Source organism: Rhodanobacter denitrificans (assembly GCF_003335105.1).
In the GTDB taxonomy this organism is placed as follows: domain Bacteria; phylum Pseudomonadota; class Gammaproteobacteria; order Xanthomonadales; family Rhodanobacteraceae; genus Rhodanobacter; species Rhodanobacter denitrificans_A.
Window position 1 is genome coordinate 525038 of record NZ_QFWQ01000003.1, and the last position, 24245, is coordinate 549282.

Here is a 24245-nt window from a genome sequence, read left to right on the forward strand (position 1 = left end):
CGGACAATCTTGGGGCAGGCAGGCTGCCGCGCAATAGTGGCGTGGTGGAAACGCTGCGTCCCGGCTCGTTTTACGCCAGGTAGCGGCGCCATGCACGCGCGGCCTGCCACGCCCGCAGCGGGGTGGCCAGCCCGATACGCGACTGGCCCACCCGCAATGTCGCCAGCGCATCGCCGGCATGCGCCGCACGCTGCGCCAGCTTGCCGGCGTGGCGCGATTCCAGCGCGCGAAACACGCTGAGCGGCCCGGCCAGCGTGGCCGATTCCTTCCAGCTGGCCAGCAGGTCGTCCAGCTGCGCCTTGACCGCGTGCTGCCGCGCCGTACCGGGGCTGCGCAGTTGCGCACGGCTCAGGCCATGCCGGGCCAGCCGCGCCATCGGCAGCGGCAGGCGGTCGCGTTCGGCATCCTGTTCCAGCCGCAGCAAGGCATACAGCAGGTGGTTCAGCACGGCGACGCGCGATGCCTGCGCCGGCGACGCGTCGGCACCGTACCACCAGCCGGTTTCCAGCGCCGCCAGCGCACCGTGCAATGGCATTGCCGCCTCAACCTGCGCGGCAAAATCCGCGGCGGTGCCCTGCTCCAGCTGCGCCATGGCGGCGAGCACCGGCGCCAGCCACAGCTCGCTGGCGATGGCATGCGCCCGCTCGTCGTCGAACAGCACCTGGGTCAGCGGATGGCGACCGCCGCTGGCCGGCGCCCCGGCCAGTTCCTCGGCCCACCAGTTGAGCTTGGCGGTGGCCACCTGCGGCTCGCGGATGCCATAGGCGGCGCCGAGCAGTTCCTGTTCCAGCGCGGCCAGCGCGATGTGGCCGGGGTAACGCCGGCCATCGACGAAGGCCAGCGCCACGCGCTGCTGCGGCTGCACCGCCAGCCACTTGTCGATGAAGCCCTGCAGCACCGCATTCTGTTCGATCAGTTCAGTCATGCCGCGACCGGCTGCAATTGCAGCAGTTCGGCCAGTTCGGCCGGATGGTCCAGCACCTTGTCGGCACCCCAGCCGTGGGGATCGCCGCCATCGAGGTAGCCCCAGCTCACCGCCACCGTGTACAGGCCGGCAGCCGCTCCGGCCTGCACGTCGCGGCGGTCGTCGCCGACGAACAGGCTGTGCTCGGGCGCCACGCCGGCGCGTTCGCAGGCCAGCAGCACCGGCGCCGGATCGGGCTTCTTCACCGCCAGGGTATCGCCGCAGACCACGGCACCGGCGCGCCCGGCCCAGCCGATGCGGGCAACCAGTTCGTCGGTGAGGAAACCCGCCTTGTTGGTGACGATGCCCCAGCGCAGGCCATGCGCCTCGATGCGCGCCAGCAGCTCGTCGATGCCGTCGAACGCACGGGTCTGCTGCGCCATCACGTCCTGGTACAGCTGCAGGTAGCGCGGCACCAGCGTTTCCAGCGCCGGCTCGCCACGCGCGGCGAACGCGCAGCGCAGCACCGCGCGCGCGCCGCGCGACACCACCTCGCGCACCGGCGCATACGGCGGCGGCGGCATGTCCTCTTCCGCACACTGTGCCAGCAGCGCGGCATACAGGTCGGGAGCGCTGTCGAGCAAGGTACCGTCCAGGTCGAACAGTACGCCCTGGATGTTTTGGGGCAGGGGCTTCATGCCGGCTTGCGACCGTAGGAAGTCCCCGTGGGACGTGCGCTGAGCACGTAGTTGACCGCGGTGATCGAACTCAGCCAGGCCTTGCGGCTGAGCGGGTTGTAACCGAGCCCGGAAACGTCCTCCAGCTCCAGCCCGGCATGGCGCAGCAGGCGCCCCAGCTCGGACGGCTTCAGGAACTGCGCGTAGTGATGGGTGCCGCGCGGCAGCAGGCGCATCACGTACTCCGCGCCCAGGATCGCCGCGCCGAACGCAGCCGGCGTGCGGTTGAGGGTGGACATGAACAGCCGCCCGCCCGGCTTCAGCATCGCGGCCAGGTCGTTCACCAGCGCTTCCGGGTCGGGTACGTGCTCGATCAGCTCCATGCAGCACACCGCGTCGAAGCTTTCCGGTTCGGTCGCCGCCAGCTCCGCGGAGGATTGCACGCGGTAGTCGACACTGAGGCCGGATTCATGCAGGTGCAGCTTGGCGACTTCGATCACCCTGTCACCCAGGTCGATGCCGGTGACCTTCGCGCCGGCACGCGCCAGCGCCTCGCTGAGCAGGCCGCCGCCGCAACCGACGTCGGCAACCTTCGCCCCGCGCAGGTCGACGCGGGCGGCGACATAGGCGGCGCGCACCGGGTTGAGGTCGTGCAGCGGGCGCGACTCGCCGTCGGGATCCCACCAGCGTGCCGCCAGGCTGTCGAAGCGGGCGATCTCGGCGGGGTTGACGTTGGCGGTGGTCATGTTCGAGTCCACGGTGAGGCCCTGAGTTTATTGGAAAGTGCGGCCATGGATGACCACCTCTTGGTTCTCCCGCTCAGGGATTAGCTCAAGCCTTGTTGAAAAGTGCGGCCACGGATGGCCGTTTCTTGACTCTCGCGCTCATGGAGGAGCGCAAAAAATCAAACCGTCTGCCACTCGTACACCGTGATATCCCAACCGCCGCTGACGTAAGCGGGATCGTTGTGCACGAGCGCGGTCGCCTCGGCCAGGTCGACCGCGTGAAGCAGGTAAGCGCCGCCGGACTTGTCGCTGAAGCCGCCGGACAGTTCCACCCTGCCTTCTGCACGCAAGCCCTCCAGAAATGCCCGGTGCAGCGGCACCACCGCCGGGTCGAGGTGCGGCCGGCGGATCAGAAGGACCAGATAACGGTTCATCGAAGGCTCCGGCTCATGCCGAGACGATGCGTTCGCGCCAGGTACGCGTCCGCTCCAGGATTGCAGCGGCGTCCATGCCGACCAGCTCGCGCGCGGCCAGCTTGCGCTTGCCGGCGATCCACACGTCGCTGACCTGGTGACGGCCGGTGGCGTAGACCAGCTGCGAGATGACGTGGAACAGCGGCTGGGTTTCCAGGTCGCTCAATCGCACGGCGGCGAAGTCGGCCTGCTTGCCCACCTCGATCGAGCCGATCCTCGCCTCCAGCCCGATCGCCTTCGCGCCGTTGAGCGTGGCCGCGCGCAGCGCAAACGCCGCGTCGAACGCGGCCGCGTCGCCGGCCACGGCCTTGGCCAGCAGCGCGGCGGTGCGCATCTCGCCGAACATATCCAGGTCGTTGTTGGAGGCGCAGCCATCGGTGCCGATCGCCACGTTGACGCCAGCGGCACGCAGCTTTTCCGCCGGGCAGAAACCGGAGGCCAGCTTGAGGTTGGACTCCGGGCAATGCACCACCGACACCCCGGCGGCGGCGCAGGCGGCGATCTCGCCGTCGGTCAGCTGGGTCATGTGCACGGCGATCAGGCGGTCGTTGACCAGGCCCAGTTTCTGCAGGCGCTGGAACGGGCGCAGCCCGCTCCTGGCCTTCTCGTCCTCGACCTCGTGCGCCGTCTCGTGCGTGTGCAGGTGCACTGGAATATCGAGCTGGTCGGACAGCACGCGGATCCGCTCGAAGCTCTCGTCCGATACCGTATACGGCGCATGCGGCGCGAACGCGGTGCTGATCAGATGGTCGCCGCGGAAACTGTCGTGCACCTCGCCGGCACGTTCGAAGTATTCGTCCTGGCTCTTCGCCCATGCGGTGGGGAACTCGATCACCGGCAGGCCGACCACCGCGCGGAAACCCAGCTTGCGGTAGGTGGCGCCGATCACGTCGGGGAAGAAATAGTTCTCGTTGGCGCAGGTGGTGCCGCCGCGCAGCATCTCGGCCACCGCCAGCTCGACGCCGTCGCGCACGAACTCGGTGCCCATCACCTTCGCCTCGGCCGGCCAGATGTGCTGCTGCAGCCACACCATCAGCGGCAGGTCGTCGGCCAGACCGCGCAGCAGGGTCATCGGGTTGTGCGTGTGGCAGTTGACCAGGCCGGGGATCAGCGCGTGCTCGCCCAGTTCGACGCGCTCGCGCGGCGCGTAGGCGGCACGCGCCTCGGCGATCGGCAGCAGCGCCACGATGCGCTCGTCCCGCACCACCACCGTGTGGTTCTCCAGCACCACCGCGTGCGGCTCGACCGGCACCACCCAGCGGGCTTCGATGAGGAGATCAACGGACTGGGGCTGCGTGTCGTTCATGGAAAACTCCATCAAGCGGATAAGCGAAGGGCGGCCAACCTTGCGGCGCCGCCCCTTTGCTCGTCATTTTGCCCGTCATTTCAGCGAACGTTGGAATCCAGTGACTTGATACGTAACCGTACCAAAAGGTTTTGCGTGCTGCGCGCGAGTACTTCACTGGATCCCGGCCTTCGCCGGGATGACGAACCGGCAAAGGCGCGGGCACAGCCCGCGCGCCGGTTCGTCACTTGACGCGGCTGACGTACTCGCCAGTGCGGGTGTCGACCTTGATCACCTCGTCGGTGCCCACGAACAGCGGCACGCGCACCACCGCACCGGTCTCCAGCGTGGCCGGCTTGCCGCCGCCGCCGGAGGTGTCGCCGCGTACGCCCGGGTCGGTCTCGGTGATCTTCAGCTCGACGAAGTTCGGCGCCTGCACCACGATGATCTCGCCGTTGAACAGCGTGACCACGCACTCCTCCTCGCCCTTCAGCCACTTCGCCGCATCGCCCACACCGGCCTTGCCGGCCTGATGCTGCTCGAACGACTCCTGGTGCATGAAATGCCAGAACTCGCCGTCGGAATACAGGTACTGCATGTCGGTATCGGTGACATCCGCCACCTCGAACGAATCGCTGGACTTCATCGTCTGCTCGGTGGTGCGCCCGGTCTTCAGGTTGCGGATGAAGATGCGGGTGAACGCCTGGCCCTTGCCGGGCTTGATGAACTCGGCTTCGGTGATGATCCACGGATCGTTGTTGTGAAGGATTTTCATCCCCTTCTTGACGTCGTTCAGACCGGCGGTGGCCATGCAATGAGCTCCGAGATATATGAATTTCAATGTTCAGGGGCCCGAAACGGACCCCCGCGCCGCTGCCGGCGGCTAAAATAAGCGGTTTGACGGGCCAGGCGGCCCAGACAAGGCCATACATGATAACCGCAAGCCCCGGCGCACGCATTACACCCGACGCAACGGCGGCCGGCGCCGACTGGCGGCAGCTGTGGCGCGACGCCGTCACCGATGCCGGCGAACTGCTGGCCCTGCTCGGGCTGTCGCACCTCGCCGGGCAGCTGCCGCCGGCGGATGCCGGCTTTCCGCTGCGCGTGCCGCGCGGCTTCGTCGCCCGCATGCGCCAGGGCGACCCGCGCGATCCGCTGCTGCTGCAGGTGCTGCCGCAGCTGGCCGAACTGGATGAAGTGCCGGGTTTCGTCACTGACGCGGTGGGCGACCTGGCCGCGCGCGAGGCGCAGGGCGTGCTGCACAAGTACCAGGGCCGCGCCCTGCTGATCGCCAGCGGCAGCTGCGCCATCAACTGCCGCTACTGCTTCCGTCGGCATTTTCCCTACGGCGAGGAAATGGCCGCCGCCGGCCAGTGGCGGCAGGCACTGGAATACCTGCGACAGGACCACTCGGTCAGCGAGCTGATCCTGTCCGGCGGCGACCCGCTGGCGCTGGCCACCGCCAAGCTGGAGGAACTGGGCCGTGGCTTGGCCGGGTTGCCCCACGTCACCCGCCTGCGCATCCACAGCCGCCTGCCGGTGGTACTGCCCGAGCGGATCGACGACGCCTTCGTCGCCTGGCTGGCCAGCGTGCCGCTGCAGAAGGTGGTGGTGCTGCACGCGAACCACGCCAACGAACTGGACGCCAGCGTCGATGCCGCCTGCGCGCGCCTGCGCGCGACCGGTGCCACCGTACTCAACCAGTCCGTGCTGTTGCGCGGGGTCAATGACGACGCCGACGCGCTGGCCGCGCTGTCCGAACGGCTGTTCGCCGCCGGCGTGCTGCCGTACTACCTGCACCAGCTCGATCGCGTGCAGGGCGCCGCGCATTTCGAGGTCGCCGACGGCCACGCCCTGGCATTGGTGGGGGCGCTGCGCGCGCGGCTGCCCGGGTATCTCGTGCCCCGGCTGGTGCGCGAAGTGGGCGGCGACGCCTCCAAGCGCCCGCTGTGAACCGGGCAGCGATCACCGTTGCGCGGTTTTTTGCTGGCGACTGGTGGCGGAATCCGCTACAAACAACAGGTCGCGACTGACCGACGAAACCGCCCTGCACCGCTCGCGATGATCAACGGACAGCATCACGCCCCATGAAAAAAGACTACGTCATCAAGATCCTCTTCATCGAAAGCTCGCTGGAAGAGGCCGAGCAGATCATCAGCCTGCTGCGCAATACCGGTATCGCCGTGCGGCCTGCCCGCGCCACCAGCGTCGAACAGATGCAGATCGCGGTGAACGAGCTGGAACCCGACGTGGTGATGTTCGACCCGGCGATCACCAGCATCAGCCTGGAGGAGGCGGTCAAAGTGCTCGATGCCTACGGTCGCGACTACGCGCTGATGGGCCTGGTCAACAACATCGACAACCAGATCGTGGCGGACCTGTTCGTGCACGGCGCCCGCGGCGTCGCCTCGCGCAGCCAGCCGAAGCAGCTGATCGCGGTGCTGCAGCGCGAGTTCGAGTCGCTGCAGACGCGCCGCCAGGTACGTCGGCTGGAAACCGCCCTGCGCGAATCGGAGCGCCGCTGCGACGCGCTGCTGGATTCCTCCACCGACGCGATCGCCTACGTGCACGAGGGCATGCACGTGCGCGCCAACCATGCCTACCTGCAGACGTTCGGCTACGACGATTTCGACGACCTGCTCGGCTTGCCGGTGCTGGACATGATCGACTCGGCCAATGCGGAGGAGTTCAAGACACTGCTCAAGAGCCATGCGCGGCAGGAGAAGCTGCCCTCCCAGCTCACCCTGCATGCGCGCCGTGCCGACGGCAGCCAGTTCGACGCCTCGGTGGAGTTCGCGCAGGCCACGTTCGAGGGCGAACCCTGCCTGCAGATCGTGTTCCGTCGCCAACTGGTCGATCCGGGCATGCTCGAACGGCTGCAGCGCGACCAGGTAACCGGGCTGTTCAACCGCGCCCGCATGCTGGAATGCATCGACGACGCCGTGACTGCCGCTGCCAAGGGCAAGAAGGGCCAGTCGCTGCTGCTGGTCGAGCCGGACAACTGGGCCGCGCTGGTGGGCGGCATCGGCCTGGGCAAGGCCGACGAACTGCTGGCCGGCTTCGCCGACCGCATCCGCATGCTGCTGGGCGCCGATGACGTCGCCGGCATGCTCGCCGAGCATACGTTGGGCGTAATCCTGGATTCGCGCACCGACGAGGCGATCAAGGAATGGATCACCCGGCTGCAACACAGCATCAGCAGCGAGATCTTCGACGCTGGTTCTCGTTCGATCACGGTCACCGCCAGCGTCGGCGGCAGCCTGCTGGGCGAGAAGAACGCGAACACCGAACTGCTGCTCAACCAGGCCAGCCAGGCTCTGCGTACGGCGCAAAGCCTGGGCGGCAGCCAGGTCGAACTGCACGACCCGGCCGCACGCGAAAAGGCCGACGAGGAACGCGAGCGTTATTGGCTGGACCTGCTGCGCAAGGCGCTCACCGGGGAAGGCCTGGTGCTCTACCACCAGCAGACCATCAGCCTGCAGGACGCCGAAGGCGACTATTCCGAGCTCCTGCTGCGCATGAACGGCCCTCAGGGCGAGGTGCTGCCGGGCTTCTTCATACCAATCGCCGAGAAGCACGGCCTCACCGGTGCGATCGACCGCTGGGTGCTCGACCAGGCCATCACGGCGCTGCAGGCGCGCGAGGGCCAGGGCCAGCAGACCACTTTCTTCATCAAGCTCACCGCTGCCTCGCTGCAGGACAACCAGTTGCTGGTGTGGCTGGGCGAGCGGCTCAGGCAGGCCCGGCTGAAGCGCGGCCAGCTGGTGCTGGAAATGACCGAAAGCAAGGTGATGACGCTGCTGCGCCCGGCGCAGGAGTTCGTCAACGGCTGGAAAAAGCTCGGTGGCCGTTTCGCGCTGGAGCAGTTCGGCTCGGGCCTCAACTCGTTCCAACTGCTCAACCACGTCGACGCTGACTACCTGAAGATCGACCGCAGCTACATGGCCGACCTGCCGCAACACCCGGAGAGCCAGAAGAAAATCACCGAAATCTGCCAGCAGGCGCGCGAACTGAAGCGCCTGACCATCGCCGAGTGGGTCGAGGACGCCACCAGCACCTCGCTGTTGTTCGCTTGCGGCGTGGATTTCGTGCAGGGCAACTTCCTGCAGCAGCCGCAGCGGCTGGAATAGGTACAGGGCGAACCGCACCGGCTGCTACCGATGCCGTCCACGAAAAAACCCGCGGATCGCTCCGCGGGTTTTTTCATGTTGCGGCAACCGCGGCGCGGATTACTCGGCAGCAGCTGCAGCAGCGGCCTTGGCACTCGCCTTGGCGGCAGCAGCGGCGGCGATGTCTTCCTTGATGCGCGCGGCCTTGCCTTCCAGGTTGCGCAGGTAGTACAGCTTGGCGCCGCGCACCTTGCCCTTGCGCTTCACTTCCACCGAGTCGATGGCCGGGCTGTGCGCCTGGAACACACGCTCCACGCCGGTGCCGTGGGAGATCTTGCGCACGGTGAAGGCCGAATGCAGGCCGCGGCTGCGCCTCGCGATGACGATGCCCTCGAACGCCTGCACGCGCTCGCGGTTGCCTTCCTTCACCTTGACGTTGACCACCACGGTGTCGCCGGGGCCGAATTCCGGCAGCTGGCGGGTGATCTGCTCGGATTCGAACTGTTCAATGATCTTGTTCATGGCGCACCTGTCGGTTCACGTTTGCGATATCAATGGCTGCGACCGTCACCCGGCCGCATCGTCTTGCCGTGCCTGCCCTCGCGAGGCATGTTCACGGCGGAATTCTTCCAGCAGGGCCCGGGATGCCGCATCCAGTCCACGCTGTGACAACAGATCGGGCCGTCGCAGCCAGGTCCGCCCCAGCGACTGCTTCAGGCGCCAGCGGGCGATGGCCGCATGGTCGCCGGACAGCAGCACCTCCGGCACGGAACCCAGCGCATCGTGCACCGGTTTCGCATAGTGCGGACAATCCAGCAGGCCATCCGAGAATGAATCCTGCTGGGCCGACAGCGCGTCGTTCAACGCGCCGTCCTGCAAGCGCCCCACCGCGTCGATGACCACTGCGGCGGCCAACTCGCCGCCGGACAGCACATAATCGCCGATGGAGAGCTCCTCGTCGACCTCGTGCGCCAGCAGACGCTCGTCCACACCTTCGTAACGCCCGCAGAGCAAGGCGATGCGCGGCAACCTCGCCAGCGCTTCCACCCTGCCCTGCGTCAGCCGCGCTCCCTGCGGGCTGAGATAAACCAGATGCACCGGTTCCGGTGCTGCCGTACGCATGGCCGCCAGGGTCGTGCGCAGCGGCTCGATCATCATCACCATGCCCGGACCGCCGCCATACACGCCGCTGTCCACGCTGCGGTGCCTGTCGGTGGCGTAGTCGCGCGGGTTCCAGGTTTCCACCTGCAGCAACTCGCGCTGCTGCGCGCGTCCCACTACACCGACGGCGGCGCACTGGCGCACGAAGTCGGGAAACAGGCTGACGACATCGATGCGCATGATCCTTGACCCTTGGGCCCGCGACCCGGCGACGTCAGAATTCAGGATCCCAATCCACCACCATGCGCCCTGCGGACAGATCCACCGAACGCACATACGAACCCTGGACGAAGGGAATCAGCCGCTCGCGCTCGCCGTCCCTCACCACCACCACGTCATTGGCGCCGGTGGCGAACAGGTGACTGACCCGCCCCAGCTTCACCTCTTCCGTGGTGACGACCTCCAGTCCCTCGAGATCGACCCAGTAATACTCGCCTTCCGCAGGAGACGGCAGCTGTTCGCGGGCGACATGGATGTCGGTACCGACCAGCGCCGCTGCCTGTTCCCGGTCGTCCACTCCGGGCAGATGGGCCACCATGCCCTTGCCCTGCGTGCGACCCTTCACTCCGCTGACCTGCGTCTCCGTGCCGGGCGCTGCACCGAGCAGCCACGGCTGGTAGTCGAAGATCCGCATGCGCGGCTCGGCCCAGGATTCGATCTTGAGCCAGCCCTGCACGCCATACAGCCCGACGATGCGCCCGATCAGGACGCGCCGACCGGCTGCAGTCATACTCAGGCAGCCTGCTGCTTGCCGGCTTCCTTGACCAGGGCGGCGACCTTGTCGGTCAGCTGGGCACCCTTGCCGACCCACTCCTGCACGCGCGCCACGTTCAGTTCAAGGCGCTTGTCCTTGCCCGATGCGACCGGGTTGTAGAAGCCCACGTTCTCGATGTTGCGGCCGTCGCGCTTGTTGCGCTGGTCGGTCACGACGACGTGGTAGAACGGACGGCCCTTGGCGCCACCGCGCGAAAGACGAATCTTGACCATGGTAAAACTCCAGAATTGCCGAACCGGCGGCAGGCACACGAGAGCCGTGCGCGGTAAACGCGGCATTTTAACGGTTTTTGGGGAAAAGGGAAGACTTGGGAGCCGGAGTGAGTGGGGAGGAGAGAAAAGAGAGAAAGCCGGCTTCGGCGCTCTGCTCTAAGTTTTTCACTCCTCCCCACTCATTCCTCGCTCCTCAGCGCATCGGCGGCAGTCCGCCGCCCATGCCCTTCATGGCACCGCGCATCTGCCGCAACAGGCCTTTGCTGCCGCCCTTGGACAGCTTGGACATCATCTTTTCCATCTGCATGTACTGCTTCAGCAGGCGGTTGACATCGGCCGGCTGGGTACCCGAACCGCGCGCCACGCGGGCGCGGCGCGAGCCGTTCAGCAGATCCGGGTGGCGGCGTTCCTTCTTGGTCATCGAGCTGATGATCGCGATCATCCGCTTCATTTCGCCGTCGTTGACCTTGGATTTCACGCTGTCCGGCAGGCTGGACACGCCAGGCAGCTTGTCCATCAGGCCGGCCAGCCCGCCCATGTTGCCCATCTGCTCCAGCTGGTCCTTCATGTCGTTCAGGTCGAAGCGCTTGCCCTTCATCACCTTCTGGGCCAGCTTCTGCGCCTTGTCCTGGTCGACCTTGCGCTCGACCTCCTCGACCAGCGACAGCACGTCGCCCATGCCGAGGATGCGCTGGGCCAGGCGGTCGGGATGGAACGGCTCCAGCGCGTCGCTCTTCTCGCCGGCGCCGAGGAACTTGATCGGCTTGCCGGTGACGTAGCGCACCGACAGCGCCGCGCCGCCGCGGGCGTCGCCGTCGGTCTTGGTCAGGATCACGCCGGTCAGCGGCAGCGCCTCGTTGAACGCCTTGGCCGTGTTGGCGGCGTCCTGGCCGGTCATCGAGTCGACCACGAACAGGGTTTCGATCGGCGTGATCGCGGCGTGCAGCGCCTTGATCTCGGCCATCATCGCCTCGTCCACATGCAGGCGGCCGGCGGTGTCGACCAGCAGCACGTCGACCACCTCGCGGCGTGCGGCGGCGATGGCGTCCTTCGCGATCTGCACCGGGTCCTGACCCGCGGCCGACGGGAAGAACTTCACCCCGACCTGCTCGGCCAGCGTGCGCAGCTGCTCGATCGCGGCCGGACGGTAGACGTCGCAGCTGACCACCATCACCTTTTTCTTCTTGCGCTCGGTCAACAGGCGCGCCAGCTTGGCCACCGTGGTGGTCTTGCCGGCGCCCTGCAGGCCGGCCATCAGCACCACTGCCGGCGGCTGCTGGGCCAGGTTCAGTTCGGTGTTGGCGGTGCCCATCACCACGGTCAGCTCGTCGCTAACCACCTTCACCAGCGCCTGACCCGGCGACAAGCTCTTGATCACGTCCTGGCCGACCGCGCGTACCTTGATCCGCTGGATCAGCGCCTGCACCACCGGCAGCGCGACGTCCGCCTCCAGCAGTGCGATGCGTACCTCGCGCAGGGCTTCGCGGATGTTCTCCTCGGTCAGCCGGCCGCGACCGCGCAGGCGATTGACGGTGGTGGAAAGGCGTTGGCTGAGCGACTCGAACATGGCGGGACCGGCACACGGGAAAGCATCCGATTATAGCGGACGGATCGCCCCGCTCCGCATGCATGCCGGCACGACCCTGTGCGACACTGCGCGGCTATGACCCTCCATGTGCTGGCCCTGTTCGCCATCGCGCTCTATCTCGCCGCCGCCGCCGGGCTGGCGCGCCCGCTGCTGAGCGGCGGCCAACCGCTGAACCGGCTGGCATTGGCGCTGGCCGGCAGCGCCGTGCTGATCCATGCCGGCATCCTGTTTGGCATGCATCGGGGCGCACTGGATCTGCACTTCTTCGCGGCGCTCTCGCTGGTCGCATTCGTCGTCTCGGCGCTGACCCTGCTGGTGAACGCTTCGCGTCCGGTCGCCGCACTCGGCGTGATCGTGTTCCCGCTGACTGCCGCGCTCCTCGCGGTGGACAGCTTCCTGGCGCCGCCCACCCTGCCACAACCGATGGACTGGCAGATCAAGCTGCACGTGACGGTGGCCCTGCTCGCGTTCGGCGTGCTGTCGATCGCCGCCGCGCTGGCGATCCTGCTGGCGTTCCAGGAGCGTGCGCTGCGCCATCGCCAGTTCGGCCGCTGGCTGCGTGCGCTGCCTCCGCTGACCCTGACCGAAACCCTGCTGTTCCGCTTGATCAGCGCCGGTTTCGTGCTGCTCACGCTGACCCTGCTGACCGGCGTGCTGTTCGTCGACAACCTGTTCGGTCAGCACCTGGCGCACAAGACCGTGCTGTCGATCGTGGCCTGGCTGGTGTTCGGCGTGCTGCTGTACGGCCGCTGGCGGCACGGCTGGCGGGGCACCCGCGCGGTCAATCTCACCCTGATCGGCATGGCGGTGCTGGTACTGGCGTTCTTCGGCTCGAAATTCGTGCTGGAGCTGATCCTCCACCGCACGTTGCCCTGAGCATGCGCGCCGGCCGTCAGCCGGCAGGCCGTTCAGCGGCAGGCATCGATCGCCTCGCCCAGCCGCTCCACCCCGACCACTTCCATCTCGCCCACGCGCCCCTTTTTGGGCGCGTTCGCCTTCGGCACGATGGCGCGGCGGAAACCGTGGTGGGCGGCCTCCTTCAGGCGCTCCTCACCGTTCGGCACCGGCCGGATCTCGCCGGACAGGCCGACTTCGCCGAAGGCGATGGTGTGCTCCGGCAGCGGCCGATCGCGCAGCGACGACAGCACCGCCAGCAGCACCGGCAGGTCGGCGGCCGTCTCCTGCACGCGGATGCCGCCGACCACGTTGACGAACACGTCCTGGTCGTACGCCGCCACGCCGCCGTGCCGGTGCAGCACCGCCAGCAGCATCGCCAGGCGGTTCTGCTCCAGGCCCAGGGTGACCCGGCGCGGGTTGCCCAGCGAGGACTGGTCGACCAGCGCCTGCACCTCGACCAGCAGCGGCCGGGTGCCTTCGCGGGTGACCATCACCGCACTGCCCGAAGTCGGCCCCGCGTGCGTGGACAGGAAGATCGCCGAGGGGTTCGGCACTTCGCGCAGGCCCTTGTCCGACATCGCGAACACGCCCAGCTCGTTGACCGCGCCGAAGCGGTTCTTGAACGCACGCAGCACGCGGAAGCGGCTGCCGGATTCGCCCTCGAAGTAGAGCACCGCGTCGACCATGTGCTCGAGCACGCGCGGACCGGCGATGCCGCCTTCCTTGGTGACGTGGCCGACCAGGAACACCGAGGTACCGGTCTCCTTGGCAAAGCGCGTCAGCTTGGCCGCCGACTCGCGCACCTGCGACACCGAACCCGGCGCGGCGGTGAGCAGTTCGGTCCAGATGGTCTGGATCGAGTCGATCACCAGTACCCGTGGCCGGCCCGCTGCCGCCTGCTCGAGGACCCGCTCGATGCAGGTCTCGGCCAGCGCCTGCAGCGGCTCCAACGGCAAGCCGAGCCGCTGCGCGCGCGCAGCCACCTGCGCCAGCGACTCCTCGCCGGTGACATAGACGCTGGACAGCTGCCCGCCCAGCGTGCCCAGCATCTGCAGCAGCAGGGTCGATTTGCCGATGCCGGGGTCGCCGCCGATCAGCACCACCGAGCCCTCGACCAGGCCGCCGCCGAGCACGCGGTCCAGCTCGCCGATGCCGGTCAGCGTGCGCGCCTCGGTGGTCATCGCCACCGCGGTCAGCGGCGTGATGCGCGGTGCGCCCGCGGCGGCGCCGGCGTAACTGGAACGCTGCGCGCCCACCGACGGCTTCGTCGCCGAAGCCGGCGCCAGCACGATCTCGCTGAGCGTGTTCCATGCGCCGCACTCGGCGCATGAGCCCTGCCACTTCGGATGCTCGGCACCGCAATCGGTGCAGACATAGGCGGTCTTGGCCTTGGCCATGCGGGTTCCCGGCTGGATACGTGGAGAAAGCGAGCTTAGCCCGCGATCATCGCAGGCGGCGAGACGCCTCGACGCAGGAAGTTGTCAGCCTTCGCCGCTGCCGCGGCTTCCGGCGATCAGTCGAACGACCCGACGAACGAATCCGATGCGTAGTTGACGAACTGGGTGTAGTGGCCGAGGAAGGTGAGCTTGCAGGTATCGGTGGGTCCGTTGCGCTGCTTGCCGATGATGATCTCGGCGACGCCCTTGTCGGGCGATTCCTTGTTGTAGTACTCGTCGCGGTAGATGAACATGATCACGTCGGCGTCCTGCTCGATCGCGCCGGACTCGCGCAGGTCGGACATCATCGGGCGCTTGTCGGCGCGCTGTTCCAGCGAGCGGTTGAGCTGCGACAGGGCGATCACCGGCACGTTCAGTTCCTTCGCCAGCCCCTTCAGCGAACGCGAGATTTCTGAAATCTCGGTGGCGCGGTTTTCCTTGTTGCCGGGCACCTGCATCAGCTGCAGATAATCGATCACGATCAGGCCCAGCCCGCCATGCTCGCGGTGCAACCGGCGTGCGCGCGAACGCAGTTCCACCGGCGACAGGCTGGGGGTGTCGTCGATGAAGATCTTCGCGTCGGACAACAGCGCGATGGCGTTGGAGACGCGCGGCCAGTCCTCTTCTTCGAGGGTGCCGTTGCGCAGGTGCTGCTGGTGGATGCGGCCGACCGAGGAGATCAGGCGGAACGCCAGCTGCGAGGAGGACATTTCCATCGAGAACACCACCACCGCCTTCTTGCCGCCCAGCGCGGCAGCCTCGGCGATGTTCAGCGCGAAGGCGGTCTTGCCCATCGACGGGCGCGCCGCCACGATGATCAGGTCCGACGGCTGCAAGCCGGAGGTGAGCGCATCCAGGTCGGTGAAACCGGTGCTGACGCCGGTGAGCTGGCCGCGGTTCTCGTAGCGCTCGGTGAGCAGGCGGAACGCGTCCTTCACCGCCTCGCGCATCGAGACGGAATCCTTCTTGCCGCGCGCACCGGATTCGGCGATGTGGAACACGCGCTGCTCGGCACTTTCCAGCACCTCGTGCACGCTCTTGCCCTCGGGCCGGTAGCCGTCCTCGGTGATCGAGGTGCCGGCGTCGATCAGCTGGCGCAGCACCGATTTCTCGCGCACGATCTCGGCGTACGCGGCGATATTGGCCGCGCTGGGCGTGCTGTTGGCCAGCTCGATCAGGTAGCCGGCGCCGCCGACCATCTCGGCCATGCCGTTGCTCTCGAACCAGTCGCCCAGGGTCACCGCGTCGCACGGCATGCCCTTGTTCGCCAGTTCGTTGATCGCCCGCCAGATCAGCCGGTGGTCCTTGCGGTAGAAGTCGTCCTCGGCGAGCCGGTCGGCCACCTTGTCCAGCGCATCGGGCGCCAGCATCAGGCCGCCCAGCACCGCCTGTTCGGCGTCGATCGAGTGCGGCGGCACGCGGAGTGCCTCGATGGCGGGCGAGATGGACTTGCGTTCGGGCACGAAGGACATCGATTTACCTCTGCAGAATGACCCGACAACCGGCACGCCATGTGCCGACATCCCGCGGGCGCTTGCACCTGCAGCATCATGCGCGGCGATGTCTCACCCGTCGAGACAACAAGTCTGTGGACAAGCTGGGGATTGCTGGGGATAACACGGCCATCCGCCACGGCGGATCCCGAACCCCGAAAAACAAACAGGCGCCTCGCGGCGCCCGTTCGTCGCATCAACGATGGCGGACGACTTACTTGTCGCCGACCACGACCACCTTGACCGTGGTCTGCACGTCGGCGTGCAGGCTCACCACCACGTCGTACTCGCCGACGTTGCGCAGCGGGCCTTCGCCCAGGATCACTTCGTTCTTGTGCACTTCGTGACCGGCGGCGACCAGCGCCTCGGCGATGTCGCGCGGGCCGACGGAGCCGAACAGCTTGCCTTCGGCGCTGGCGTGTGCGGCGATCGTCACCGACACCTCGGCCAGGCGGACCTTGCGGGCCTCGGCGTCGGACAGCAGGGTGTTGGCCTTGGCTTCGTATTCGGCGCGACGCTGTTCGAACGCGGCCAGGTTGGCGGCATTGACGCGCACGGCCTTGCCCTGCGGCAACAGGTAGTTGCGGCCGTAGCCCGGCTTCACGGTGACCTTGTCGCCAAGGTTGCCGAGGTTGCGGACTTTCTGCAGGAGGATGAGTTCCATGATGTATTCCTATTCGTTAGCGCCGGCGGAGCCCGACGCAGCCAGGGGCGGTTGTCCGAAGGACAGGGAGCCGGCGGATCGGGAACCGCCGGAGTCGAACGCTCCCGCGGCTCCCTGTTCCCGGCCTTGGATCAGACGTCGTGGTTGTCGGTGTACGGCAGCAGCGAGAGGAAGCGCGCGCGCTTGATCGCGGTGGCCAACTGACGCTGGTAGCGGGCCTTGGTGCCGGTGATGCGGCTCGGCACGATCTTGCCGTTCTCGGTGACGTACTGGCGCAGGGTGTTGAGATCCTTGTAGTCGATCTCCTTCACGTCCTCGGCAGTGAAGCGGCAGAACTTGCGGCGGCGGAAAAACTTGGACATGTCTGTGCTCCTGATCAGTCGTCGCTGTCGCGATCGTTGTCGCGGTCGTCGCCGCGGCCGCGGCCTTCGCCGTCGCCCTCGTCGTCGCGACGACGGGTGGACTTGGCGTCATCCTTTTCCTTCGACTTCAGGATGAAGGACGGCTCGGTATCGGCCTCGTCGCGACGGATCACCAGGTGACGCAGCACGGCGTCGTTGAAGCGGAAACCCGACTCCAGCTCGTTCAGAGCGTTCTGGCTCACTTCGATGTTGAGCAGCACGTAGTGCGCCTTGGCCAGGTTGACGATCGGGTAGGCCAGCTGGCGGCGACCCCAGTCTTCCAGGCGATGGATCTTGCCGCCGTCGGTCTCGATCAGCGCCTTGTAGCGCTCGATCATCGCCGGAACCTGCTCGCTCTGGTCCGGATGGACCATGAACACGACTTCGTAATGACGCAGGGTCATTGTGGTTTGACTCCTTGTGGATGCGGCCTTGCGGCCTCGCAGCCTCCCGCCGGTGCGGTGAGGCAAGTGTCCTGCCGACGCCTGTTGGGGCGTGGACAGAAGCGGAATTGTATGCGGGACGGGGAGTTGGGCGCAAGCGCCGGGCGCTCCGCCGGAAACCGGGCCGCGTGTCGCCCTCAGCCGACCGTGAAGCTCTCGCCGCAGCCGCACTCGCCGGTCGCGTTCGGGTTGTGGAACACGAAGCTGGCGTTGAGGCCCTGCCGCTGGAAGTCGATCACCGTGCCGTCGACCAGGGCGAGGCTCTTGTCGTCGACGATCAGCGGCAGCCCGTCCACCTCGACCAGCCGCTCGCCCTCGCCGACCGCGTTGGCCAGGCCGACCACATAGGCGAAGCCGGAACAGCCGCTGCGCCGGACCCCGAAACGCACGCCGGCCGAGGCCGGTGCGCCGGCCAGGAAGTGGCGCATGCGTTCGTTGGCGGCGGGGGTGATGGTGATGCTCATGGCTATCGGATCCAGCGCGTGACGGGTGCCCGGAAAGGTCGCGACGCGGGCAACGGCTACATTATCATGCCGGTTTGGCCCTGCGTGCTGCCGCGCATGCGCCGTTCATCATCATTGCGCGCCGACATGCGGCGCTTCAGCAGGAGTTTCAACCGATGGCCGTGGTCAGTGTGAAGCAGGCTCTTTCCGGCAAGTTCGACGCCGGCAGCTCGGTGACTGTGCGCGGGTGGGTGCGTACCCGCCGCGATTCCAAGGCCGGGTTGTCTTTCGTCAGCGTCACCGACGGCTCCTGCTTCGACCCGATCCAGGCGGTGGTGCCGGCCACCCTGGACAACTACGAGAGCGAGGTGAAGCACCTCACCGCCGGCGCCGGCGTCATCGTCAGCGGCACGCTGGTGCCGTCGCAGGGCAAGGGCCAGGCCTTCGAGATCCAGGCCAGCGAGGTAACCGTCACCGGCTTCGTCGACGATCCGGAAACCTACCCGATCCAGCCCAAGCAGCACTCGATGGAGTTCCTGCGCGAAGTCGCCCACCTGCGCCCGCGTACCAACCTGTTCGGCGCGGTGACCCGGGTGCGCCACACCATGATGACGGCGATCCACCGCCATCTCACCGAGCAGGGCTTCTTCTGGATCAACACGCCGATCATCACCACCTCCGACGCCGAGGGTGCCGGCGACATGTTTCGCCTGTCCACGCTGGACCTGGCCAACCTGCCGCGCCTGCCCGACGGCAAGATCGACTTCCGCAAGGATTTCTTCGGCCGCGAGGCGTTCCTCACCGTGTCCGGCCAGCTCAACGTCGAGGCGTATTGCCTGGCGATGAGCAAGGTCTACACGTTCGGCCCCACCTTCCGCGCCGAGAACTCCAACACGCCGCGCCACCTGGCCGAGTTCTGGATGGTCGAGCCGGAGATCGCCTTCGCCGACCTCGCCGCCGACGCGGACTGCGCCGAGGCGTTCCTCAAGGCGATCTTCAAGGCCGTGCTGGAGGAGCGCCCGGACGACATGGCGTTCTTCGCCGAACGCGTGCAGAGCGATGCCATCACCCGGATGGAGGCATTCATCGCCAAGCCGTTCGAGCGCATCGACTACACCGACGCCATCGCGATCCTGCAGAAGTCGGGCCAGAAGTTCGAGTACCCGGTGGCCTGGGGCATCGACCTGCAGACCGAACACGAACGCTACCTCGCCGAGAAACATATCGGCCGTCCGGTGGTCGTAATGAACTACCCCGAGGCGATCAAGGCGTTCTACATGCGCTTGAATGACGACGAGAAGACCGTGGCGGCGATGGATGTCCTGGCCCCGGGCATCGGCGAGATCATCGGCGGCAGCCAGCGCGAGGAGCGGCTGGACTATCTGGACCGCCGCATGATCCAGTTCGGCCTCGATCCCGCGGCCTATGGCTGGTACCGTGACCTGCGCCGTTATGGCTCGGTGCCGCACGCCGGCTTCGGCCTCGGCTTCGAGCGCCTGCTGGTCTACATCTGCGGCCTGTCCAACATCCGCGACGCCATTCCCTACCCCCGTGCCGCCGGAACGGCCGAATTCTGAGCAACCCACCCGCCATGCCCAGACTCCCCGCCACCATCGCCGCCCTTGCCCTGGCCGTCCTGCTGGGCGGCTGCCACAGTGCCAAGGCGTTGCTGCCGCCAAACCTGCGGCCGCCCTCGGAGAACACCGGCGACGCGCTGAAACTGGCCCGGCTGCAGTTGATGCAGGCCTCGCCATGCTGCAGCAGCTTCGCCGACTTCTCCTATCGCAGCATGCTGCCGTGGCAGCCGCAGAAGTTCGTGCTGGGCAGCGGCAGCATGGTGGCGAACCTCAACGGCACGCAAAGCTACTTCCTCGCCTTCCGCCTGCCGACCGACGCGAAACTGCCGTACGACATTGCCGTGAAGTCGGAACTCAGCGGGCGCTGGCTGCACGCCAGCTACCTGTTCGCGCCCACCATCGTGCTGCTGGACGAAGGCTTCCAGCCGATCCGTTCCGAGGACATCGGCCTGTGCGAGCACATGGGCTGGAGCGACGAGAGTTCCGGCGCGTTCGGCAGCTTCAAGATCGACAACAAGCAGGCGCGCTACCTGCTGGTCTACAGCTCGGCCGAACAGCAGGCGGGCAAGACCTACTGGGAACAGTCGCCCGCTTCGATCTCCACCTCCAGCGCGGCGTCGCTGCAGATGAACTCCGCGGGCAGCTTCAGCATCCCGCATGGCCCCGATGGCACGTTGTGGGTCGGCAAGATGAACAAGACCTACGGAAATGCTCTTGCCAACGCGATCTGCAAGAAAGCCGCCAAGGGCGATGGCCTGCTGAACACCCTGCGCACCGCCCTGCCGCTGCCTTGGAGCGGCGACAACGGCAAACCCAACCATCACAGCTCGCCATGATCGCCCTCTATCTCGCCCTGCTGGCGAGCGGTGTCGGCCTGTTCGTGCTGTCGTACGTCGCGCCGTTCCGGGTCGCCGCACTGCTGCGCCGGCGCTACCCGGAACACTGGCAGATCATTGCTCCGCCGGAGCACGGCGGGCTCTCGGGTTTCCGCATCTGGGCCCGCATGCAACAGGTGCTGCGCTCGCCGGCGCTGCCAGCCCTGGACGACGCGGCCATCGATCGCTGGCGTGGCATATGGCGCTACAGCCAGTGGCTGGGCTGGCTATGCTGGCTCGGTGCGCTGGCGATGCGCCTGTGGCTGCGCTGAGAGGCTGTGACTATTCAACCTCGAAGCCCAGTCATGGCGACGGCATGGCGAGGGCATGGATACCCGAGTGGAGGCAACGCAGGAGCGGTTGCCCGATGGCCGGACGCGAATCGGGCACGCAAGTGCCCGATTCGCGTGAGCGAGTCCGGACAAATCCGTCAGGAACGGATTTGAACGGCCGCAGGCTGGCCCGCAGGGTGCATGGCATGGACGGCATGCATATATATGCCGGACCCGCGATGGAAGAAAACCACAGGAGGTGGTTTTCTTCACAAGCATTGAGCAGCCGGGAGATGTGACCATGCAACTGGATCTGACAGGTCGCCACGCGCTGGTCTGCGGCGCCTCGCAAGGCATCGGCCGCGCCAGCGCGATCGAACTGGCCGGGCTTGGCGCCAGCGTCACCCTGCTGGCGCGTTCGAGCGACACGCTCGAGGCCGTCGCCGAAAGCCTGCCGCGAACCCATGTCGCGCAGCGGCACGACTGGCGCAGCGTCGACATGCTGGACACCGCCCGCCTGCAGGCAATCGCGGCCGAGATCGCCGCCAATGCTGCAGTACACATCCTGATCAACAATACCGGCGGCCCGCCGGGCGGCCCCGCGTACAGCGCGGAACCGGACGCGTACGAAACCGCCTTCCGTCAGCACCTGCTGGCCGGCCAGATACTGCTGCAGGCCGTACTGCCGGGCATGCGCACCAGCGGTTACGGGCGCCTCGTCAACGTGATCTCCACCTCGGTGAAGGAACCGATCGCCGGGCTGGGTGTGTCCAACACGGTGCGTGCCGCGGTGGCCGGCTGGGCCAAGACCCTGTCCGCCGAACTGGCCGCCGACGGCATCACGGTCAACAACGTGCTGCCCGGCTACACCCGCACCCAGCGCCTCGACGGCTTGCTCGCCGCACAGGCGGCCGCCAGCGGGCGCAACGAGGACGCGATCGCCCAGGCCATGCTCGCCTCGGTGCCGGCCCGCCGCTTCGGCGAAGCCGGTGAAGTGGCCGCGGTGATTGCGTTCCTGTGCACGCCCGCCGCCGCCTATGTCAACGGCGTCAGCATCGCAGTGGATGGCGGCCGCACCCGCGCCTTGAGCTGAACCGATCGTCCCGCACTGCCGCCCACGCATACGCCGGCGTCCGGTGCAATTGCGGCACGCTGGTTTTAAGCTTGCACGGATGCCTACTCCGCGCCTAGCCAATCTGATCGACGGCCGCCTGCAGGCGCCGCAGCGCGACGCATGGCTGGACGTGCATGAGCCAGCCACCGGGTCGGTGTTCGCCCATTGCCCCGATTCCGACGCATCGGACGTCGCCGCCGCGGTCGCGGCCGCCAGCCGCGCCGCGCCGGGCTGGACCGCTACGCCGGTCGAGCATCGCGCACGCCTGCTGCACAGGCTGGCCGACCTGGTCGAGGCGCGGCTGGAGGAATTCGCCGCGCTGGAATCGCGCGACAGCGGCAAACCGCTGGGCCTTGCACGCCGGCTCGACATCCCGCGCGCAGTCAGCAACCTGCGCTACTTCGCCGCCGCGATCGTCGGCTGGGGCAGCGAGTCGCACGCGATGGAAGCCGGCTCCACCGGCACCGGCGCGATCAATTACACCTTGCGCCAGCCGCTCGGCGTGGTCGGCTGCATCAGCCCGTGGAACCTGCCGCTGTACCTGTTCACCTGGAAGATCGCGCCGGCATTGGCCGCCGGCAACGCGGTGGTGGCCAAGCCGTCGGAGGTGACGCCATGCACCGCCGCCCTGCTCGGCGAGCTGAGCATCGAGGCCGGCTTTCCGCCCGGCGTGCTGAACGTCGTGCAGGGCCGGGGTCCCAGCGTGGGCCAGGCGATCGTGGAACATCCCGCGGTGAAGGCGATCTCCTTTACCGGCAGCACGGCCACCGGCGCACGCATCGCCAGCGCGGCCGCCGTGCAGTTCAAGAAAATCTCGCTGGAAATGGGCGGCAAGAATCCGGCGATCGTGTTCGCCGACGCCGATCTTTCCGACGCGAACCTGGACACCATCGTGCGCTCGGGCTTCGCCAACCAGGGCGAGATCTGCCTGTGCGGCTCGCGCCTGCTGGTGCAGCGGTCGATCTACGACGCCTTCCGCCAGCGTTACCTGGCGCGTGTGCAGGCGCTGCGCGTGGGCGACCCGAACGACGCCGGCAGCGACCTCGGCGCGATGGTCTCGCGGGCCCACTGCGACAAGGTGCTCGGCTGCATCGAACAGGCCCGTGCCGAAGGCGGCCGCGTACTGTGCGGCGGCGAAGCGATCGCATTGCCCGGCCGCTGCGCCAACGGCTGGTTCATCGCACCGACCGTGATCGAAGGCCTGCCATCCGCGGCGCAAACCAACCAGCAGGAGATCTTCGGCCCCGTGGTCAGCCTGATCCCGTTCGAGGACGAAGACGAGGCGCTGGCGATCGCCAACGACAGTCGCTACGGGCTGGCCGCCTCGTTGTGGACGCAGGATCTCTCCCGCGCGCACCGGCTCGCCGGCTCGCTCGAATTCGGCATCGTGTGGATCAACTGCTGGCTGCTGCGCGACCTGCGCACGCCGTTCGGCGGCACCCGGCAATCCGGGCTCGGCCGCGAAGGCGGCAACGAGGCGCTGCACTTCTTCACCGAGCCGAAAAACGTCTGCATCGCCTACGGCGCGTCGTCCGTACATTCACAGGGCGCGCGAGTGCGCGAGCCCGAAACCCCGGAATCCCGATGAACTCACTGAAAGACCTGCTTGCCAACAACCGCCGCTGGGCCGCGCAGGTCACCGCGCAGGACCCCACCTTTTTCGAGCAGCTCTCGCAGCAGCAGGCGCCGCGCTACCTGTGGATCGGCTGCTCGGACTCGCGCGTGCCGGCCACCCAGATCGTCGACCTGCCGCCGGGCGAGATCTTCGTGCACCGCAACGTCGCCAACGTGGTGGTGCACACCGACCTCAACGCGCTCAGCACGATCCAGTTTGCGGTCGACGTGCTGCAGGTGAAGCACATCCTGGTGGTGGGCCACTACGGCTGCGGCGGTGTCGGCGCGGTGCTGAAGGAAAGCCGCCTGGGCCTGATCGACAACTGGCTGCGGCACATCACCGACATCGCCATGAAGCACGCCGACAAGCTCGATCCGGCGCAGTCGTTCGCGATGCGCCATGCCCATCTGTGCGAGCTGAACGCACTGGAGCAGGCGCTCAACGTGTGCCACACCACGGTGGTGCGCGAGGCGTGGGAGCGCGGCCAGCAGCTGGCTGTGCACGCATGGATCTACGGGCTGGACGACGGCCACATCCACGACCTGGGCCTGGACGTGCGCAGCCGCGAGCAATTGCCCGAGGCCTACCACCAGGCGATAAGCCAGCTCACCCGTCGCTGGGAAGGCGCGGAGTGAGCAGCGACAGCATCCGCACCGACGCCGCCCCCGCGCCGGTCGGCGCCTATCCGCATGCACGGCGCGCCGGCGACCTGTTGTTCCTGTCCGGCGTCGGTCCGCGCCAGCCGGGCAGCAACACAATCCCCGGCAACGTGCATGACGTGGATGGCCGACTGGTCGGCTACGACATCGAGGCGCAATGCCGGCAGGTGTTTGCCAACGTGCGCGCGGTGCTCGAAGCCAGCGGGGTACGCTGGGAGGACCTCGTCGACGTCACCGTGTTCCTCACCGACATGCAGCGCGATTTCGCCGTCTACAACCGCCTCTACAGCGAATATTTCGCCGGTGTCGACGCCTGCCGCACCACCGTGGGCATCAGCGCGCTGCCCACGCCGATCGCCATCGAACTGAAATGCGTCGCCGCGATCCCGGCACGCAATCCGCAGGGATAGACACCCCACCGGCTCGCGCCGGCAGGGTTTCGATTCA

27 protein-coding genes are annotated in these 24245 nt (G+C 67.3%); 10 read left to right on the forward strand and 17 right to left on the reverse strand.

Annotation, left to right across the window (positions count from 1 at the left end; genetic code table 11):
• Nucleotides 1–70: 70 nt before the first annotated feature.
• From DEO45_RS04710 to efp, 6 genes are all read right to left on the reverse strand, one after another.
• Nucleotides 71–925, reverse strand: a complete 855-nt coding sequence (locus tag DEO45_RS04710; RefSeq protein ID WP_114341127.1) for a squalene/phytoene synthase family protein — start codon at nucleotides 923–925, stop codon at nucleotides 71–73.
• The gene (gene gph / locus DEO45_RS04715; RefSeq protein WP_114341128.1) at nucleotides 922–1602 is read right to left on the reverse strand and encodes a phosphoglycolate phosphatase; all 681 of its coding nucleotides are present in this window, start codon (nucleotides 1600–1602) and stop codon (nucleotides 922–924) included. The genes DEO45_RS04710 and gph overlap by 4 nt, the downstream gene beginning before the upstream one ends.
• On the reverse strand, nucleotides 1599–2327 hold the full coding sequence (gene ubiG, locus DEO45_RS04720; RefSeq protein WP_114341129.1) for a bifunctional 2-polyprenyl-6-hydroxyphenol methylase/3-demethylubiquinol 3-O-methyltransferase UbiG: 729 nt from the start codon (nucleotides 2325–2327) through the stop codon (nucleotides 1599–1601). Before ubiG ends, gph begins: the two co-directional genes overlap by 4 nt.
• A 158-nt stretch (nucleotides 2328–2485) precedes the next feature.
• Nucleotides 2486–2740: a YciI family protein gene (locus DEO45_RS04725; protein WP_114341130.1), complete on the reverse strand. Its 255-nt coding sequence runs from the start codon at nucleotides 2738–2740 to the stop codon at nucleotides 2486–2488.
• A gap of 13 nt (nucleotides 2741–2753) precedes the next feature.
• Nucleotides 2754–4085, reverse strand: a complete 1332-nt coding sequence (locus tag DEO45_RS04730) for a TRZ/ATZ family hydrolase (protein ID WP_114341325.1) — start codon at nucleotides 4083–4085, stop codon at nucleotides 2754–2756.
• Between the two features lie 223 nt (nucleotides 4086–4308).
• Complete coding sequence (gene efp, locus DEO45_RS04735) at nucleotides 4309–4875, reverse strand: elongation factor P (protein ID WP_114341131.1); 567 nt, start codon at nucleotides 4873–4875, stop codon at nucleotides 4309–4311.
• A 119-nt stretch (nucleotides 4876–4994) separates the two neighbouring features.
• Here efp and epmB point away from each other — a divergent pair, with 119 nt between their 5' ends.
• Together epmB and DEO45_RS04745 are read left to right on the forward strand one after the other, a co-directional pair.
• Entirely contained in the window at nucleotides 4995–6017 is a 1023-nt protein-coding gene (epmB, locus tag DEO45_RS04740; RefSeq protein ID WP_114341132.1) for an EF-P beta-lysylation protein EpmB, read from the forward strand.
• Nucleotides 6018–6151: 134 nt separating this feature from the next.
• Entirely contained in the window at nucleotides 6152–8194 is a 2043-nt protein-coding gene (locus DEO45_RS04745) for an EAL domain-containing response regulator (RefSeq protein ID WP_114341133.1), read from the forward strand.
• A gap of 99 nt (nucleotides 8195–8293) precedes the next feature.
• Here DEO45_RS04745 and rplS read toward each other — a convergent pair whose 3' ends face one another.
• The 5 genes from rplS to ffh form a co-directional block, all read right to left on the reverse strand.
• Nucleotides 8294–8695 (reverse strand): 50S ribosomal protein L19, encoded by a 402-nt coding sequence (gene rplS, locus DEO45_RS04750; RefSeq protein ID WP_114341134.1) that lies wholly within the window; start codon nucleotides 8693–8695, stop codon nucleotides 8294–8296.
• Nucleotides 8696–8740: 45 nt separating this feature from the next.
• Nucleotides 8741–9514: a tRNA (guanosine(37)-N1)-methyltransferase TrmD gene (gene trmD / locus DEO45_RS04755; protein WP_114341135.1), complete on the reverse strand. Its 774-nt coding sequence runs from the start codon at nucleotides 9512–9514 to the stop codon at nucleotides 8741–8743.
• A 34-nt stretch (nucleotides 9515–9548) separates the two neighbouring features.
• Complete coding sequence (rimM, locus tag DEO45_RS04760; RefSeq protein ID WP_114341136.1) at nucleotides 9549–10064, reverse strand: ribosome maturation factor RimM; 516 nt, start codon at nucleotides 10062–10064, stop codon at nucleotides 9549–9551.
• A gap of 2 nt (nucleotides 10065–10066) precedes the next feature.
• The gene (gene rpsP / locus DEO45_RS04765; RefSeq protein WP_108472511.1) at nucleotides 10067–10321 is read right to left on the reverse strand and encodes a 30S ribosomal protein S16; all 255 of its coding nucleotides are present in this window, start codon (nucleotides 10319–10321) and stop codon (nucleotides 10067–10069) included.
• A gap of 193 nt (nucleotides 10322–10514) precedes the next feature.
• Entirely contained in the window at nucleotides 10515–11888 is a 1374-nt protein-coding gene (gene ffh / locus DEO45_RS04770; protein WP_114341137.1) for a signal recognition particle protein, read from the reverse strand.
• Nucleotides 11889–11984: 96 nt separating this feature from the next.
• On the opposite strand from ffh, the gene DEO45_RS04775 reads away from it, so the two are divergent.
• Entirely contained in the window at nucleotides 11985–12785 is an 801-nt protein-coding gene (locus tag DEO45_RS04775; RefSeq protein WP_114341138.1) for a cytochrome C assembly family protein, read from the forward strand.
• A 32-nt stretch (nucleotides 12786–12817) separates the two neighbouring features.
• Here DEO45_RS04775 and radA read toward each other — a convergent pair whose 3' ends face one another.
• The 6 genes from radA to DEO45_RS04805 form a co-directional block, all read right to left on the reverse strand.
• Nucleotides 12818–14203, reverse strand: a complete 1386-nt coding sequence (radA, locus tag DEO45_RS04780; protein ID WP_114341139.1) for a DNA repair protein RadA — start codon at nucleotides 14201–14203, stop codon at nucleotides 12818–12820.
• 116 nt (nucleotides 14204–14319) lie between these two features.
• Complete coding sequence (locus DEO45_RS04785; protein WP_114341140.1) at nucleotides 14320–15714, reverse strand: replicative DNA helicase; 1395 nt, start codon at nucleotides 15712–15714, stop codon at nucleotides 14320–14322.
• A gap of 235 nt (nucleotides 15715–15949) precedes the next feature.
• Nucleotides 15950–16399 carry a 50S ribosomal protein L9 gene (rplI, locus tag DEO45_RS04790; RefSeq protein ID WP_114341141.1) on the reverse strand — a complete coding sequence of 150 codons (450 nt, stop codon included), beginning with the start codon at nucleotides 16397–16399 and terminating at the stop codon, nucleotides 15950–15952.
• 131 nt (nucleotides 16400–16530) lie between these two features.
• Nucleotides 16531–16761: a 30S ribosomal protein S18 gene (gene rpsR, locus DEO45_RS04795; RefSeq protein ID WP_007081973.1), complete on the reverse strand. Its 231-nt coding sequence runs from the start codon at nucleotides 16759–16761 to the stop codon at nucleotides 16531–16533.
• 14 nt (nucleotides 16762–16775) lie between these two features.
• Nucleotides 16776–17204: a 30S ribosomal protein S6 gene (rpsF, locus tag DEO45_RS04800; protein WP_114341142.1), complete on the reverse strand. Its 429-nt coding sequence runs from the start codon at nucleotides 17202–17204 to the stop codon at nucleotides 16776–16778.
• A gap of 176 nt (nucleotides 17205–17380) precedes the next feature.
• On the reverse strand, nucleotides 17381–17707 hold the full coding sequence (locus DEO45_RS04805) for a HesB/IscA family protein (RefSeq protein WP_114341143.1): 327 nt from the start codon (nucleotides 17705–17707) through the stop codon (nucleotides 17381–17383).
• A gap of 155 nt (nucleotides 17708–17862) precedes the next feature.
• Between DEO45_RS04805 and asnS the strand changes: the two genes are divergently transcribed.
• From asnS to DEO45_RS04840, 7 genes are all read left to right on the forward strand, one after another.
• Complete coding sequence (gene asnS / locus DEO45_RS04810; protein WP_114341326.1) at nucleotides 17863–19263, forward strand: asparagine--tRNA ligase; 1401 nt, start codon at nucleotides 17863–17865, stop codon at nucleotides 19261–19263.
• A 14-nt stretch (nucleotides 19264–19277) separates the two neighbouring features.
• Nucleotides 19278–20099 carry a MalM family protein gene (locus tag DEO45_RS04815; RefSeq protein ID WP_114341144.1) on the forward strand — a complete coding sequence of 274 codons (822 nt, stop codon included), beginning with the start codon at nucleotides 19278–19280 and terminating at the stop codon, nucleotides 20097–20099.
• Nucleotides 20096–20410 (forward strand): hypothetical protein, encoded by a 315-nt coding sequence (locus DEO45_RS04820; RefSeq protein ID WP_114341145.1) that lies wholly within the window; start codon nucleotides 20096–20098, stop codon nucleotides 20408–20410. Before DEO45_RS04815 ends, DEO45_RS04820 begins: the two co-directional genes overlap by 4 nt.
• Nucleotides 20411–20711: 301 nt before the next feature.
• Nucleotides 20712–21503 carry an SDR family oxidoreductase gene (locus tag DEO45_RS04825; protein WP_114341146.1) on the forward strand — a complete coding sequence of 264 codons (792 nt, stop codon included), beginning with the start codon at nucleotides 20712–20714 and terminating at the stop codon, nucleotides 21501–21503.
• Between the two features lie 79 nt (nucleotides 21504–21582).
• A complete protein-coding gene (locus DEO45_RS04830; protein ID WP_114341147.1) occupies nucleotides 21583–23112 on the forward strand; it encodes an aldehyde dehydrogenase in 1530 nt (509 codons plus the stop codon).
• Complete coding sequence (gene can / locus DEO45_RS04835) at nucleotides 23109–23774, forward strand: carbonate dehydratase (protein ID WP_114341148.1); 666 nt, start codon at nucleotides 23109–23111, stop codon at nucleotides 23772–23774. The genes DEO45_RS04830 and can overlap by 4 nt, the downstream gene beginning before the upstream one ends.
• Nucleotides 23771–24208 (forward strand): RidA family protein, encoded by a 438-nt coding sequence (locus DEO45_RS04840; protein ID WP_114341149.1) that lies wholly within the window; start codon nucleotides 23771–23773, stop codon nucleotides 24206–24208. Before can ends, DEO45_RS04840 begins: the two co-directional genes overlap by 4 nt.
• The last annotated feature ends 37 nt before the right edge of the window (nucleotides 24209–24245 follow it).

Coding starts and splice junctions, on each gene's coding strand:
- DEO45_RS04775 (WP_114341138.1), top strand. CDS start 11,985: ATGACCCTCCATGTGCTGGCCCTGTTCGCCATCGCGCTCTATCTCGCC.
- rpsR (WP_007081973.1), bottom strand. CDS start 16,761: ATGTCCAAGTTTTTCCGCCGCCGCAAGTTCTGCCGCTTCACTGCCGAG.
- asnS (WP_114341326.1), top strand. CDS start 17,863: ATGGCCGTGGTCAGTGTGAAGCAGGCTCTTTCCGGCAAGTTCGACGCC.
- efp (WP_114341131.1), bottom strand. CDS start 4,875: ATGGCCACCGCCGGTCTGAACGACGTCAAGAAGGGGATGAAAATCCTT.
- DEO45_RS04820 (WP_114341145.1), top strand. CDS start 20,096: ATGATCGCCCTCTATCTCGCCCTGCTGGCGAGCGGTGTCGGCCTGTTC.
- DEO45_RS04730 (WP_114341325.1), bottom strand. CDS start 4,085: ATGAACGACACGCAGCCCCAGTCCGTTGATCTCCTCATCGAAGCCCGC.
- rplS (WP_114341134.1), bottom strand. CDS start 8,695: ATGAACAAGATCATTGAACAGTTCGAATCCGAGCAGATCACCCGCCAG.
- DEO45_RS04815 (WP_114341144.1), top strand. CDS start 19,278: ATGCCCAGACTCCCCGCCACCATCGCCGCCCTTGCCCTGGCCGTCCTG.
- rplI (WP_114341141.1), bottom strand. CDS start 16,399: ATGGAACTCATCCTCCTGCAGAAAGTCCGCAACCTCGGCAACCTTGGC.
- DEO45_RS04725 (WP_114341130.1), bottom strand. CDS start 2,740: ATGAACCGTTATCTGGTCCTTCTGATCCGCCGGCCGCACCTCGACCCG.
- DEO45_RS04825 (WP_114341146.1), top strand. CDS start 20,712: ATGCAACTGGATCTGACAGGTCGCCACGCGCTGGTCTGCGGCGCCTCG.
- DEO45_RS04745 (WP_114341133.1), top strand. CDS start 6,152: ATGAAAAAAGACTACGTCATCAAGATCCTCTTCATCGAAAGCTCGCTG.
- rimM (WP_114341136.1), bottom strand. CDS start 10,064: ATGACTGCAGCCGGTCGGCGCGTCCTGATCGGGCGCATCGTCGGGCTG.
- DEO45_RS04710 (WP_114341127.1), bottom strand. CDS start 925: ATGACTGAACTGATCGAACAGAATGCGGTGCTGCAGGGCTTCATCGAC.
- ubiG (WP_114341129.1), bottom strand. CDS start 2,327: ATGACCACCGCCAACGTCAACCCCGCCGAGATCGCCCGCTTCGACAGC.
- epmB (WP_114341132.1), top strand. CDS start 4,995: ATGATAACCGCAAGCCCCGGCGCACGCATTACACCCGACGCAACGGCG.
- rpsF (WP_114341142.1), bottom strand. CDS start 17,204: ATGACCCTGCGTCATTACGAAGTCGTGTTCATGGTCCATCCGGACCAG.
- trmD (WP_114341135.1), bottom strand. CDS start 9,514: ATGCGCATCGATGTCGTCAGCCTGTTTCCCGACTTCGTGCGCCAGTGC.
- radA (WP_114341139.1), bottom strand. CDS start 14,203: ATGGCCAAGGCCAAGACCGCCTATGTCTGCACCGATTGCGGTGCCGAG.
- DEO45_RS04830 (WP_114341147.1), top strand. CDS start 21,583: ATGCCTACTCCGCGCCTAGCCAATCTGATCGACGGCCGCCTGCAGGCG.
- DEO45_RS04805 (WP_114341143.1), bottom strand. CDS start 17,707: ATGAGCATCACCATCACCCCCGCCGCCAACGAACGCATGCGCCACTTC.
- ffh (WP_114341137.1), bottom strand. CDS start 11,888: ATGTTCGAGTCGCTCAGCCAACGCCTTTCCACCACCGTCAATCGCCTG.
- rpsP (WP_108472511.1), bottom strand. CDS start 10,321: ATGGTCAAGATTCGTCTTTCGCGCGGTGGCGCCAAGGGCCGTCCGTTC.
- can (WP_114341148.1), top strand. CDS start 23,109: ATGAACTCACTGAAAGACCTGCTTGCCAACAACCGCCGCTGGGCCGCG.
- DEO45_RS04785 (WP_114341140.1), bottom strand. CDS start 15,714: ATGTCCTTCGTGCCCGAACGCAAGTCCATCTCGCCCGCCATCGAGGCA.
- gph (WP_114341128.1), bottom strand. CDS start 1,602: ATGAAGCCCCTGCCCCAAAACATCCAGGGCGTACTGTTCGACCTGGAC.